The sequence below is a fragment of the Pseudomonas sp. GW821-FHT05H12 genome (assembly GCF_059419385.1).
In genome coordinates, this window is the sequence record NZ_JBWKRS010000058.1 from 5,218 (window position 1) to 18,385 (window position 13,168).

General features: G+C 64.5%; 10 protein-coding genes. 8 read left to right on the forward strand and 2 right to left on the reverse strand.

The window, feature by feature from the left end; translation table 11 throughout:
* Positions 1–324 precede the first annotated feature (324 nt).
* From AC07SU_RS29415 to AC07SU_RS29450, 8 genes are all read left to right on the forward strand, one after another.
* Positions 325–1,368, forward strand: a complete 1,044-nt coding sequence (locus AC07SU_RS29415) for an ABC transporter substrate-binding protein (RefSeq protein WP_494999078.1) — start codon at positions 325–327, stop codon at positions 1,366–1,368.
* A 15-nt stretch (positions 1,369–1,383) separates the two neighbouring features.
* A complete protein-coding gene (locus AC07SU_RS29420; RefSeq protein ID WP_494999079.1) occupies positions 1,384–2,115 on the forward strand; it encodes a class II aldolase/adducin family protein in 732 nt (243 codons plus the stop codon).
* 138 nt (positions 2,116–2,253) lie between these two features.
* Positions 2,254–3,441, forward strand: a complete 1,188-nt coding sequence (locus tag AC07SU_RS29425; RefSeq protein ID WP_494999080.1) for an LLM class flavin-dependent oxidoreductase — start codon at positions 2,254–2,256, stop codon at positions 3,439–3,441.
* A 3-nt stretch (positions 3,442–3,444) separates the two neighbouring features.
* Positions 3,445–5,001: an ABC transporter substrate-binding protein gene (locus AC07SU_RS29430; RefSeq protein WP_494999081.1), complete on the forward strand. Its 1,557-nt coding sequence runs from the start codon at positions 3,445–3,447 to the stop codon at positions 4,999–5,001.
* The gene (locus tag AC07SU_RS29435) at positions 4,994–6,052 is read left to right on the forward strand and encodes an ABC transporter permease (protein ID WP_494999082.1); all 1,059 of its coding nucleotides are present in this window, start codon (positions 4,994–4,996) and stop codon (positions 6,050–6,052) included. Before AC07SU_RS29430 ends, AC07SU_RS29435 begins: the two co-directional genes overlap by 8 nt.
* A complete protein-coding gene (locus AC07SU_RS29440; protein WP_494999083.1) occupies positions 6,049–6,858 on the forward strand; it encodes an ABC transporter permease in 810 nt (269 codons plus the stop codon). The genes AC07SU_RS29435 and AC07SU_RS29440 overlap by 4 nt, the downstream gene beginning before the upstream one ends.
* A complete protein-coding gene (locus AC07SU_RS29445; RefSeq protein ID WP_494999084.1) occupies positions 6,855–8,630 on the forward strand; it encodes a dipeptide ABC transporter ATP-binding protein in 1,776 nt (591 codons plus the stop codon). Before AC07SU_RS29440 ends, AC07SU_RS29445 begins: the two co-directional genes overlap by 4 nt.
* Before the next feature lie 209 nt (positions 8,631–8,839).
* Positions 8,840–9,298, forward strand: coding sequence for an REP-associated tyrosine transposase (locus AC07SU_RS29450; RefSeq protein WP_494999085.1), 459 nt, complete (start codon positions 8,840–8,842; stop codon positions 9,296–9,298).
* A gap of 99 nt (positions 9,299–9,397) precedes the next feature.
* Here AC07SU_RS29450 and AC07SU_RS29455 read toward each other — a convergent pair whose 3' ends face one another.
* Entirely contained in the window at positions 9,398–10,483 is a 1,086-nt protein-coding gene (locus tag AC07SU_RS29455) for an LLM class flavin-dependent oxidoreductase (protein ID WP_494999086.1), read from the reverse strand.
* Between the two features lie 19 nt (positions 10,484–10,502).
* Positions 10,503–13,064 (reverse strand): TonB-dependent receptor plug domain-containing protein, encoded by a 2,562-nt coding sequence (locus AC07SU_RS29460; RefSeq protein WP_494999087.1) that lies wholly within the window; start codon positions 13,062–13,064, stop codon positions 10,503–10,505.
* Between the last annotated feature and the right edge of the window lie 104 nt (positions 13,065–13,168).

A 13,168-nucleotide genomic window follows, 5' to 3' on the forward strand; every position in this document is an offset into this window, starting at 1 on the left:
CCCCCCCCCCCCCCCCCCCCCCCCCCCCCCCCCCCCCCCCCCCCCCCCCCCGGGCTCCTACAAGGGCGAGCGGTGTCTGAGGGGGCTTGAGCAAGTTCCACGCCAACGCCTGAAACCCCATGGCATGGGGGCTGAGGCTCACGGGGTGCTGCTGGAGAAGCAACACCCCCAAGCGACTGCTGGCGCAGCAGCAGTGCTGTTGGCAGGTCAGCAATCGCGTTGCGAAGCCCCGCGCATCAGCCCCGTAAACCGGGGCTTTGGCCGTTTGGCACGGCCTCTGCAATACCCCCTCCACTGAACCCGCCCAATTCAATGGAGCTGCCGATGACCCTTTCCGCTGTCCTGCCCACGCCTGAGCTTGAGCAGATCTGGTTTACCCGTTGTCCGGTGCCGACCGCGTCCGGCATCGCCTACAAACTGGGCTGGCTGACTGAAGAGTTCGCCCCCGATGGCCTGCCGGTGTCCACCTTGCAGGAGGCCCGCCAGTTGGGTCGCCATCACTACGATCACGACCTGCCGGGGCTGTTTCGCGAAGGCGGGAATGTGCCGGCGTTGGCCGCGCGTGCGGCCGGTGCGCCGAGCCGGCTGATCGGCCTGACCTGGATCGAGGAATGGCAGACCATCCTGGTGCGCCCGGACTCCGGCATCACCCGCCCCGAGGACTTGAAAGGCAAGCGCCTGGCTCTGCCAGCGTGGGGCGAGAGCCGGCCGGGCAGCATTGCCCGGGCCATGAGCCTGCACGGATACAAGGGCGCCTTGAGCCTGGCCGGCCTGGGCTTTGATGACGTGACGCTGGTGGAAGTGGCGTTGCAGGATCAGGAACAGGCACCCGACCCGCAACGCGGTTTGCAACGCTTGTGGTCGGGCCTGGATTACCTGGTGCGTGGTGAGGTGGATGCGGTGTACGTCAAGGGCGCTTCGGCGGCCGACGCGGCACGCCGGCTCGGCCTGGTGGTGGGCATCGACCTGGACCTGATCGCCGAGCCGCGTTATCGCATCAACAACGGCACGCCGCGTCCGATCACCGTCCACCAGAGCCTGCTGGACAACCATTTTGACCTGGTGGTGCGCTTCCTCGCGCAAACCCTCAGTGCCGCCGAGTGGGCCGCGAACAACCGCGACAGCCTCAACGCGATTCTTGAAGAAGAAACCCGCGCGGGCAGTGCCGGTGTGGCCGAGGCTTATCGCGGCGACTTCCACACCACCCTGGCACCGGACCTGTCGGCCCAGCGCCTGGCGTTCCTCGACACCCAGAAGACTTTCCTTTACCTGCACGGCTTCCTGGAGCGCGATTTTGCCATCGCCGACTGGGTCGACCCGCGCCCCCTGCAAGCTGCCCATGAACTGTTGGCCACGCGCCGCGCCTGAACCTGGAGACACCCCATGACTGCCATCGTCCACGCACAACCCATCAGCCAGGAATTGCAGGCCTTTATCGACAAGGTCCTGCTGGAAGCTGAAGAAGCCTTCACCGTATTCCGCGAAACAGACACCATCACCGCCAATGGCACCGTTGGCTTTATCGAGCGCGTCCCCGGCCAAGAATTGCTGGTGTCGGTGAACTACGGCGGCCCGTGGAACTACCGCAAGCCGCTGCAGGCCACCGTCACCGACTTTGCCGGCAACGTGATCTTCGGCAAGGGCAAGGGCGGCCTGGGGCGCTACACCAAGCTGTTCCAGCAGCACCCGGACGTGACCACCGTGTCCCACGTGCATTCGCCGTACCTGGGCGCCTGGGCCCAGACCCACCGCTCCCTGCCATTTCATTACGTGCCGGTGCAGCGCTACCAGCTGGCGCGTGAACTACCGGTGTACATCGACCGCCGCCAGCAAGAGGTGGACTTCATCCTCGACAAGATCGCCGAAAACCCCTTCAACCTGGCCATCCTCGAAGCCAACGGCGGCTCCACGGTATGGGGCAAGCAAGGGCTGCGCGCCACGGCGGAATTCATCCTGTTGCTGGAGGAGGGTGCACAGCTGCAATTGCTCGCCGACGCACTGGGCGGCTCGCGCGCCTATGGTCCGGGTGTGTTGACCCAGCAATGGAAGATGAGCGGGTTGTTCGAGCAGGCCACGGCGCTGGGCCTGGTGCCGGCGATTGACCGTCGTAGCTAAGGTTCACTCGGTCCAACTGTGGGAGCTGGCTTGCCTGCGATAGCGGTGTACCAGGCGACATCAATGTCGGATGTGCCGCCGCCATCGCCGGCAAGCCGGCTCCTACAGGGGGATTTTTTAATTCAAGGATGTGTTGTCATGGCCGTAAAAATTCTCTGGTACCTCACCACGCCCGACGGCCCTTATCCGTGGGAGCCCGAAGGCCGTTGGAAAACCGATTTCCACCACCTCAAGCAACTGGCCGTCGCCAGTGATCGCCTGGGTTACTACGGCTCTTTGCTCGGCTCCAGCCCGAATGAAAGCCTGGCCGTGGCCGCCTCGTTGATCGACGCCACCCAACGCCTGCGCTTTTTGGTGGCCCAACACCCGGGGGAGCTGTCGCCAGCTGTCTTGGCCAAATGGGCGCTGACCTTCGACCAGTTTTCCAACGGCCGCCTGTTGTTCAACGTGGTCAACGGCAATGACGCGGGCCTGGCGACACTGGGCGTGCATTACCCGCATGACGAACGCTACGCCTTCAGCCTCGAATACTGGCGGGCGTTCCAGGGCTTCTATGCCGGCGATACCCGTGGCTATGACGGCGACTACGTCAAGCTCGCCCCGCGTTCGCCGGGTGCGGCCAACCATCCCTTGGGCGGCTGGCACCCGCCGTACCAGAAGCCCGGTATCCCGCTGTGGGGCGCGGGCACGTCGGGGCCAGGTGTCGAGCATTCGGTGCAACTGCTGGACGTGTACCTGAGCTTCGCCAATACCCCGCCAAAGCTGGGCGACAAGTTCCGCAAGGTGGCCGCCGAAGCGGCGAAGATTGGCCGCGAGCTGACCTTCGGCACCCGCTTGCAGATCATCGTGCGCGAGACCGAGGAAGAGGCCTGGGCCCACGCCGAAAAACTGCTGCAACGCACTTCGCTGCAAACTGCACGAAACGCCATCGAACGTCAGCTGCCGCCGGGGGTGAGCTTCGAAGAATTCCACAGCGACGACCCGCACATCCAGCGCAATGTCGACACTGTTCGCAGCGGGCGCTTGCCTACCGCACGCGAGCTGGAGATCTACCCCAACGTGTGGCTCGGCCCCAGCCTGTTCGGTTTCAACATTCTCGGCCCGGCAGCCGGCACCTACCTGGTGGGCAGCGCCGAGCAAGTGGCCGAGCGTATTCGTGAATACGAGGCCCAGGGCACCTCGGCGTTCATCTTGTCGGGCTTCCCGCTGATCGACGAGGCCCACCGTGTGGCCGACCTGTTGTTCCCGCTGCTCGACCTGGACCACGGTTTTGACGTGCCACGCCTGGGCGTCACCCACACGGTTGTGCAGCGCGAAGAGGCTTGAGTGATGAGTGACGGATTTTCCCGCCGGGTGTTTCTCGGCAACAGCCTGGCCATCGGCGGCGGCTTGCTGCTGGGGGGCTGTGACAGTGGCGCGGCCCCCCAGGGCGCGGCCGTCCTTACCGGCAAACCTGTCAGCGGTGGGCGCTTGCGTGTCGGCATTATCGACGGTGACCAGTCCGGCAACCTGGACGCTCACAAACCGGTGGGCGGCGGGATCATTCGCGGCTGGGCGCTGTACAGCAAGTTCTGGGAATGGAACACCGACGTCAGCACGCGCCTGGCCCTGGCCGAATTCGCCGAGCCGAACGCTGACGCCAGCGCCTGGACAATCCGCATCAAGCCGGGCCTGGAGTTTCATCACGGCAAGACCATCGGCGCCGACGACATGCTGTTTTCGTTGTTGCGCCTCACCGACCCCAAGCTGGCCTCGCCATTTGCCGGGCTGGTGGGGGCCATCGACCGCAATGCCTTGCGCAAGTTGGATGAACGCACGATCGAAATCGGCTTCAAGCACGGCCAGAGCTTCTTCCCGCTGGATGAAACCCTGATCAGCTTCGGCGGCATCGTGCCCACCGACTATGACCCGATCACTAATCCGGTGGGCGCCGGCCCCTATAAGCTCAAGCGTTTTGTACCCGGCCAGCGCTCGCTGTATACGCGGTTCGAGAACTACTACAAGCCCGGCCAGCCGTATGCCGACGAGCTGGAAATCATCGAATTCAAGGACCAGGTCTCCCGCGTCGCCGCCTTGCGCGCCGGGCAGATCGACGTGGCAAGCGGGGTGCAGGCCGAGCACAGTGCGTTGCTCAAGGCCGACGCGCGGTTGCAATTGAGCGTATCGCCGACCACCTCGTTTACCGGCTTCAACCTGAACCTGGCCAAGCCGCCGTTCGACGATGTGCGGGTGCGCCAGGCGTTCCGCCTGCTGGCTGATCGGCAGGAATTGGTGGACCGAGGCCTGAACGGTTTTGGCCGTATCGCCAACGACCTCTATTCGCCCCACGACCCGACCTACAACCATACGATTGCCCAGCGCCCGTATGACCTGGAGCAGGCGCGTGCGTTGTTGCGCCAGGCTGGCCAGACCGACCTGCGCGTGGAACTGACCACCACGCCGGGGCCGGGCGTCAACGCCGCGTTGGTGTTTGCCCAGCAGGCCAAAAAGGCCGGTGTCGAGGTGCGCGTCAGCCAAGTCGACGGCGCTGTGTTCAACGGCCCGCAACGTGAGCAATGGCAAGTGTCGCCAGGTTCCACACCGGCCCGTGGTTTCCTCGCATCGGCGCTGCATAACGATGCGCCGCTGGCGATCTACAACCGCAGCAACTTCCATGACCCGCGTTTCGACGACCTGTACCGCCAGGCCCTGGCCCAGCCCGACCTGGCGTTGCGCAAAGGCCTGGTGCATGAAGCGCAGCAGATTCAGCACGCGCGGGGCGGCCTGTTGATCTGGGGCTTCAGTGATGTATTGGACGCGGCCTCGGTGAAGGTCGGCGGCCTCACGCCGGAACAGACCACCTTCGCCTCCTGGCGCTTTGACGAGTTGTGGTTGAACCATGTCTGAGCCGCGCTGCAACACCCCACGCACACCTGCGTGGCTGTCCTGGTTTGTCGGGCGCCTGGGCTACGGCCTGCTGACCGCCTGGGTGATCAGCCTGGTGGTGTTTATCGCCACCCAGGCGCTGCCGTCGGACCCGGCGCGGGTGATCCTCGGCCCGGACGCGCCGCTCGACAGCATCCTCACGCTGCAACATCAACTCGGGCTCGACCAGCCGATTGCCTGGCAATACCTGCGCTGGCTAGGGGCGGCCTTGCGCGGCGATTTGGGGGTGTCCCTGGATTCCAACGTGCCGGTCAGTCACCTGCTGTGGGGCCGGTTTGGCTACACCCTGGTGTTGCTGGCGGGCGTCATCGCCGTGGTGGTGCCCACTGCATTGGCACTGGGCGTGGCGTTGGCGTTGCGGCGCGACAGCCGGCTGGATCGCTGGGGCCTGTCGCTGCTGATCTTTCTCAAGGCCACGCCGGGGTTTCTGCTGGCGATAGGTCTGGTGCTGCTGTTCTCCATGCCCCATATGGATTTTTTGCCGGCTGTGTCGATCCTCGACCCGGACCAGTCGCTGCTGCGTCAACTCAGGTTCCTGGTGCTGCCGGTGTTGGCCCTGAGCCTCACCGCCTTGCCGTACCTGACCCGCATGGTGCGCGCCGCCATGATCGAGGCGCTGGCGTCCGACTATGTGATTGCCGCCCGGCTGCGCGGGGTGCCGGAGCGGCGCATCGTGTGGCGCCACACCTTGCCCAATGCGCTGGTGCCGGCCATCCAGGGGGTGGCGCTGACCTTGCGCACCTTGATCGGTGGCGCGGTGCTGGCCGAAGTGATCTTCAGCTACCCCGGCATTGGCACCGCGCTCAACGCCGCGATCCAGATGCGCGACCTGCCGATGGTGCAGGCGATTGTGCTGGTGATCACCTTGGCCGTGGTGCTGATCAACCTGCTGGCCGACCTGTTGACCGTGCTGCTGACACCCAAGCTGCGCACGGCGCGGCGGGTGACCCTGATCCAACGCAACCGTCGCGGCATTACGCCCTGGTGGCGCCGTTCCCGAGGTGACGCATGAACGAGCCGCAAACCCTCAAGGGCCTGTTGATCACGCTGCTGGTGGTGGCCGTGGCATTGCTCGGCCCCTGGCTCGCGCCCCACGGGCCGACGGACATGGTCGGCCCGGTGTACGGCGCCCCCACGGGCGCGGCGTGGCTGGGGTATGACTTTTTGGGACACGACGTGCTGTCGCGGTTGCTCAGCGGTGGCGTATCGGTGCTGTGGATGTCGGTGGCGGCGGCGAGCCTGGCGCTGGCGGTGGGCACCACCCTCGGTTTGCTCGCCGGCTTGTCGCGGCGGCGGTTGGACCAGTGGATCACCTGGTCGGCGGACGTGTCTCTGGCGTTTCCCGACCTGATTTTGGTGTTGCTGATCGTCTCGATGCTGGGGCGTGCGCCGTGGCTGATCGTGTTGACGGTGTCGATTGCGTTCATCCCCGGCGTGATCCGCCTGGCACGCGCCAGCGCGGTGGCGGTGGCGGGGCAGGAGTTTGTCGAAGCGGCGCAGATGATGGGGTATTCGCGCCGGCGCATCCTGTTCAAGGAGATTCTGCCGAACATCCTCACGCCGTTGCTGGTGCACTTCGGCAACCTGCTGACGTGGGGCGTGGGCATGCTTTCGGGCCTGAGTTTTCTCGGCTACGGCGTGGCGCCACCGACGGCGGATTGGGGCTTGATGATCAACGAAAACCAGGCGGGACTGCTGGTACAACCCTGGGCGGTGCTGGCCCCGGCTGTGCTGATCGGTGTGTTTGCCTACGGCACCAATATCCTGGCTGAAGGTATCGGCCGCAGCAGCGCAGGGACGGGAGCAAAACAGCCATGAACGCCATGACCGAAATCGATAGCGCGGTGTTGAAGGTGCGCGACCTGCGGGTCGAATTGGCTGGCGAGGTGGACGTGGTGTCGGGCATCACGTTCAGCCTGCAAGCAGGGGAGATCCTGGGGCTGGTGGGTGAGTCCGGCTCGGGCAAGACCACCCTGGCCACCGCATTGTTGGCCCATGCCCGGCGTGGTGCGCAGATTGTCGGTGGCCAGGTGCAGGTGGGCGGCCACGCGCTGTTGAGCCTTGACAGTGAAGCCCTGCGCCGCGCCCGAGGTGGCCTGATCGGCTATGTCGCCCAGGACCCGGCCACGGCCCTGAACCCGGCGCTGCGCATCGGTCACCTGTTGCGCGAGACCTTGGCGGTGCACCCCTCGGGGTTGGACCGCGAGGCGCAACAGCTGCGTATCACGCAGACGTTGCGCGATGTCGGCTTGCCGGATGAGCCGGAGTTCTTGCGGCGTTTTCCCCATCAACTGTCCGGTGGCCAGCAACAGCGTGTGATGCTGGCACTGGCCTTTGTGCTGCGTCCACGCCTGATCGTGCTGGACGAGCCCACCACCGCCCTCGACGTCACCACCCAGGCCCACATCCTCGACACCCTGCGCCGCCTGTGCAAACGCCAGGGGGTGGCGGCGGTGTATGTGTCCCATGACCTGGCGGTGATCAAGGACCTGGTGGACCGGGTGATGGTGATGTACGCGGGGCGCATCGTCGAAACGGCGACGCGGGAGGCGCTGTTCAGCCGGCCGTCCCACCCGTACACCCGAGGGTTGCTGGCGGCGATCCCGGACGTGGCGGGCCGGCGTGAACTGCAGGCGATTGCCGGGCATGCGCCGGCACCGGGGCAGCGGCCTCAGGGGTGCAGCTTCGGGCCGCGCTGCGAGCGGTTTACCGAGGCGTGTTCGCGGGCGGAGCCCACCTTGCCGGTAGGCGTTGCCCATGCCGTGGCCTGTCTGGCGCCCCATGAGCAACCGTTGCAAACGGTTGCACTGACACCGATTGCAAGCGTCACGGCGCACACCCAGGCGCCGTTGCTGACGGTCAGCGCGTTGAATGTCGCCTATGACCGCCAAGTGCTGTTCGACATCAACGTACAGGTGCAGCCGGGCGAATGCCTGGCGCTGGTGGGCGAATCGGGCTCAGGCAAGACCAGCCTGGCCCGGGCCATTGCCGGCCTTGGGGAGAACGCCACCGGCGCATTGAGTTACGCGGGGCAGGCGTTACCTTTGCAGGCACGCCGGCGTGAGGCGGGGCAGCGGCACCCGATCCAGTACATCTTCCAGAACCCGTACCGGGCGTTGAACCCACGGCAAACCGTGTACCAGACGCTGAGTGCGCCCCTGGAACACTTCTTCTGCGTGAAGGGTGCAGCGGCGCGACAACGGGTCGAAGCGGTGCTGACGCGGGTGTCGCTACCGGCCTCGGTCGCCGACCTGTACCCCGGGAGTCTGTCGGGCGGCGAACGCCAACGCGTGGCCATCGCCCGTGCGCTGCTGTGCGAACCGAAGCTGCTGATCTGCGATGAAATCACCTCGGCACTGGATGTGTCGGTGCAAGCCTCGATCCTTGACCTGCTGCGCCAGTTGCAGCGCGAAGGGCTGACCTTGCTGTTCGTCACCCACGACCTCGGCGTGGTCCGTGCGATTGCCGACCGGGTGCTGGTGCTCAAGGCGGGCAGGGTGGTGGAGCAGGGCGCGGTGGATGAGGTGCTGGACCGACCGCAGGCGGCGTATACGCGTACGTTGCTGGAGCATTCGCCGTCGTTGCGGTGATGGATGGCACCGCGGTGCGGTGATCGCCGGCAAGCCGGCTCCTACAGGTTTTGCGGCGTATGCAAGTTTTTTGTGCACACGATCCACTGTAGGAGCCGGCTTGCCGGCGATGGCGTCCTTCCAGACACATCCAGAGCCAAAGTCCAGCCTCAAACCGCCAGGAGCCGCACTAGCCTTACCTGCCTGTATTCATCTCAGGAGGACAAGGATTGTCCACACGCCCCCACGCCAAACATTTACGTAATGGCCGTTACTCTGAAAGCGGCCAGATCTACATGCTCACTGCAGTCACCCAATATCGCGACCCCGTGTTTGCCGATTGGCAAGTCGGGCGATTGGTCGTCCAGCAATTCCGTCAGGCGCAAAACGATGGGCTTGCAGATTCACTGGCGTGGGTAGTCATGCCTGATCATTTTCATTGGTTGGTCGAGCTGAAACACAGCACCTTGCCTGCCTTGATGTTGGCCACCAAGTCCCGTAGTGCCAGGGCAATCAATGCTCGCCTGGGGCGATCGGGGCGCTTTTGGCAGAAGGGTTTTCATGATCGGGCAATCAGGCGCGAGGAGGATTTGCAGGCAGTCGCGCGATACATCATCGCCAACCCGTTGCGGGCCGGGCTTGTGACGCGGGTGCATGATTATCCGTTGTGGGATGCGATATGGGTGTGATTTTGCGGACGCCATCGCCGGCAAGCCGGCTCCTACAATGGAATATGTGGCGAAATCAAACCTGTAGGAGCCGGCTTGCCGGCGAAGCGTCACACGCCGTTACGCAACGCTTGCCTTCCTGCGCCGTGCCTCTTCCCGCACCGCCGGAATGATCCACCGCCCATAATCCACGGTGTCGTACAACGGGTCATAGCCTCGATTCAAAAACGTGGTCACGCCCAGATCGACGTAATCCAACAACGCCTGCGCCACTGTTTCAGGTGTGCCCACCAGCGCCGTGGTATCGCCATACGCACCCACGGCCGTGGCGGTTGGCATCCATAACGCGCGGTCATGGCGGTCACCCAAGGCTGCGGCTGCCAGCAAGCGTTCCGAGCCGGTGCCCTTGATGCGTTTGCTCCACGGGCTGCCCGCCGCAAACTGCGGGTTGGCCTTGATCTGCGCCAGTATCTGCTCCGCACGCTGCCAGGCCAGTTCCTCAGTCGCGCCCAAAATCAAGCGTACCGACAAACTCACCCGTGGCGCGCCAACCCCGGCCGACGCCGCGGCGGCCTTGAGCTTGGCAATCTGCTCCGCCACGCCACTCAACGGCTCGCCCCACAGCGCATACAAATCCGCATGCTTGACGGCGATCTGGTAGGCAATGTCGGAAGACCCGCCAAACGAGATTGGAATATGCGGCTGTTGCAGCGGCTTGACCGGTGAAAACGCGCCCTTGATGTTGAAGTACTTGCCCTCGAAATCAAACGGTTCCTCGGCGGTCCAGGTGCGGCGCACGATCTCCAGGTATTCATCGGTGCGCTGGTAGCGTTCGGTCTTGTCCAGCAGGAAATCGCCTTCCTGGGGTTCGGCGGTGATGCCGGTGATGGCGTGCAAGCGAATGCGCCCGCCGCCGGTGGTGTGGTCCAGGGTGGCGAAGGCGCGGGCGGCCACGGTCGGCGCGGTGAGCCCCGGGCGGTGGGCGATCATGAACCCCAGGCGCTCGGTGTGCGCGGCCGCGTAGGCGGCGATCTGCAGGCTGTCGGCGCTGCCGGGGCCGCTGGCAATGAGCACGCGGTCGAAGCCGGCGTGCTCGTGGGCGCGGGCGTGGTGGCGGATGAAGTCGAGGTCGAAATCCGGGCTGCGAACGCCACGGGTCTCGGACCATTGGCGGGGGAAGATCATGCCGACAAATTCAATGGACATGGAGCGCTCCTGGTGCGGATCAGAATTGATAGTCGACCTGAGCCAGCAAGGTGCGGCCAGGCATGGGTTGCAAAAAGGTGTTGGTGGAACCGGCCAGCCCGCTGACGAAGTTCAGTTCGTTGGTCAGGTTGAGCACGCGCAACGTGGTGCTCCATTGCGGCTGGCGGTAGTACAGGGCGAGATCGAGGTTGTACTCGTTGGGAATCTTCACGGTCTTGCTCAGGTTCAAGTACCAGCTGCTGGTCCACCAGCCGGACAGCTCGGCGCCAAAGCCGGAATCGAAGCGGTAGTCCACGTAGCCGCTGGCGGTGTATTCGGGGATCTGCACCGCGTCATAGCGCCCGGACGGCCGCTGATTGAGGCTGTTGTTGTCGCCGAACACCGTACCGTTATCGGGAATGAACCCCGCCGAGGCGAACCCGGCCTGGGAGGTGAACTCGTTGTAGGCGTTGAGCTTGGACAGGTTCAGGCCGCTGCGCAGGTGATCGTCCGGTTGATAACGCACGGTGGCTTCCACGCCCTTGATCATCAGCCGCGCGATGTTGTTATTGCTGTCGGGCGCCTGATCCCGGGCTTGTTTGAATGCGGCCAGGGTCATGAACAGCTGGTGTGGCACCGACTCGACCTTCACGCCCACCTCATGCAGCACGCTCAGGCTCTGGAAGGCCAGCGGGTTGAGACTGTTGGCGGTACTGCCACTGCCCCAGCCCAGGCCGTTGGAAAAGAACCCGGTGTTCACTGCCAGCGAGCGGTCGAAGGTGTAGTACAGCGTGGTGTTGTCGGTGGGTTTCACATAGGGACTGACCTGGAAGGCAAACAGCCGGTAGTTGTCGCTGTCCTGGCGCCGGCTGCCACCGGCCAGGGCGAAGGGGTTGTGGATCTCGGCCTCGATCCAGCTGCGGCTGGCGCCGATGTTCAGGCCGAAGTAATCGCCGTACTTGAGGTTGTGCTGGCTGAACAGGGTCTTGGTGGTCCAGGTGCTTTCGGCGGTGTAGGGCGCCACCGATTCCGCATACAGGCCATGCCCGGCCGCGTACATCGGTGGCAGGTTGAGCCAGCCGTAATAATTGGAATACTGCGGCACGCCCGGTTGGCCGATCCACGCGCCGTTGCCCCCGGCCGGGTTGCTGCCGTCGAGGCCGAGCAGGTCGCCCGGGTTTTTGCCGGACGGGTTCTGGGTCAGGTCATAGGCGTTGATAGTCGAGCCGAAACTGTTGTTGGCCGCAATCGACTGGTTGAACTCACGGCGATAGATCAGGCCGGTGTTGCTCTCATCGCGCAGGGTCCAGCCGCCCAATTGGGTTTCGTTGCGTGAGCGAAACTCGAAGCGGTTGTCGAAAATGTTGTCCTTGGATTGCACCTGGAAGGCGCCCACGGCGTCGGTGATGTCTTTGGAGCGCTCATAAAACGTGCTGTTGGCCAGGGTGATGGTCGGCGACAGGTCGGCCTCGATGCGCAGTTGTGTGGTGAAGCGCCGCGAGCTGCTTTCATCCTCTTTGCGTTGCCCGGTCTGTGACGACAACGACTGCTCGCCATTGCCCGCCAGCGTCGGGTCATACACCCAACCGCGCAGGCTGCCGGGGTTGGCCTGGGTGTTGGGCGAGGCGGTCTGGAAGCTGCCATCGACCACACTGTATTGGCCCTGGGCATTGCGCTGGCGCTGCACCCAACCCAGGGTTGGCGCATCGGCAGCACCGGAAGCAAGGACCGGCGACCACAGGGTGTTGCCGTTCTGGATGATCGGCGTCGCGCGCCCGGCGTAATACTTGCCGTGGTTCACCAGGTCCTGGGTGGCGCGGTTCCAGCCGTGGGTGATGTTGTAGTCGTAGTAGTTGTCGTAGCTGGCGTTCCAGTCCACGCGCACGTTGTCGTTGCGCCAGGCGAGGGCGCCGTAGAACGCGTCGAAGTTGTTGTCGACGTTGTCGTAGAAATCCTGCTGGCGCTGCTTGGTGATGCTCACGCGATACGCCAGGTTATCGGTCAGCGGGCCGGTGTTGTCGATGCTGAACTTGTTGGAACTGCGCGAGGTGCCGTCCGGCACCCAGGAGCCCAGTTCGCCACTGAGTTTGGTCTTGAATTCATTGAAGTCCGGCTTTTTGCTCAGGTAGTTCACATAACCGCCGCTGCCGGACACCGAGCCATAGGTCACCGAGGACGGGCCTGCAACGATATCGGCACCCTCATAGGCGTTGAAGTTGGCCGGGTGGCGCACGGCGTAACCGCGCTGACCGTCCTGGAAAATCTCCGAGCCCTGGGCGCGAAACTGCGGGGCGATACCGGCGTTTTGGCCGCCGCCCCGGGTGATCCCGGGGGCGTATTTGACCAGGTCGTCGGCGCTGTGGATCGAACCGTTGGCCAACTGCTCGGCGTTGATCTGCACCACCGAGCGCGGGGTGTCGAGCACCTTGGCCTCGGTGCCGCCGTACACCGAGGTCGGCGGACGGGTGGGCAGGGCGTCGTCATCGGACTCGGCGGCGCTCGCTTGCACCGTCACGGTTTGCAGTTGAGTGTCGGCGGCAAAGGTCTGCAGCGGCAAGGTTGCGGCCAGCAGCAGGGGTAAACGCAAGGCGATAGCGTGCATGGCAGAAATGCCCCATTAAAAAGAAATGAAAACGCAGATCCCCTGTAGGAGCCCGGCTTGCCGGCGATGAGGCCCTCAAGCCCTACGCCAATCAAAAGGACGCC

Bases quoted from the DNA above. Each gene is read 5' to 3' on its own strand.
- AC07SU_RS29460 (WP_494999087.1), bottom strand. From the start codon at position 13,064: ATGCACGCTATCGCCTTGCGTTTACCCCTGCTGCTGGCCGCAACCTTG.
- AC07SU_RS29435 (WP_494999082.1), top strand. From the start codon at position 4,994: ATGTCTGAGCCGCGCTGCAACACCCCACGCACACCTGCGTGGCTGTCC.
- AC07SU_RS29425 (WP_494999080.1), top strand. From the start codon at position 2,254: ATGGCCGTAAAAATTCTCTGGTACCTCACCACGCCCGACGGCCCTTAT.
- AC07SU_RS29415 (WP_494999078.1), top strand. From the start codon at position 325: ATGACCCTTTCCGCTGTCCTGCCCACGCCTGAGCTTGAGCAGATCTGG.
- AC07SU_RS29440 (WP_494999083.1), top strand. From the start codon at position 6,049: ATGAACGAGCCGCAAACCCTCAAGGGCCTGTTGATCACGCTGCTGGTG.
- AC07SU_RS29420 (WP_494999079.1), top strand. From the start codon at position 1,384: ATGACTGCCATCGTCCACGCACAACCCATCAGCCAGGAATTGCAGGCC.
- AC07SU_RS29430 (WP_494999081.1), top strand. From the start codon at position 3,445: ATGAGTGACGGATTTTCCCGCCGGGTGTTTCTCGGCAACAGCCTGGCC.
- AC07SU_RS29445 (WP_494999084.1), top strand. From the start codon at position 6,855: ATGAACGCCATGACCGAAATCGATAGCGCGGTGTTGAAGGTGCGCGAC.
- AC07SU_RS29455 (WP_494999086.1), bottom strand. From the start codon at position 10,483: ATGTCCATTGAATTTGTCGGCATGATCTTCCCCCGCCAATGGTCCGAG.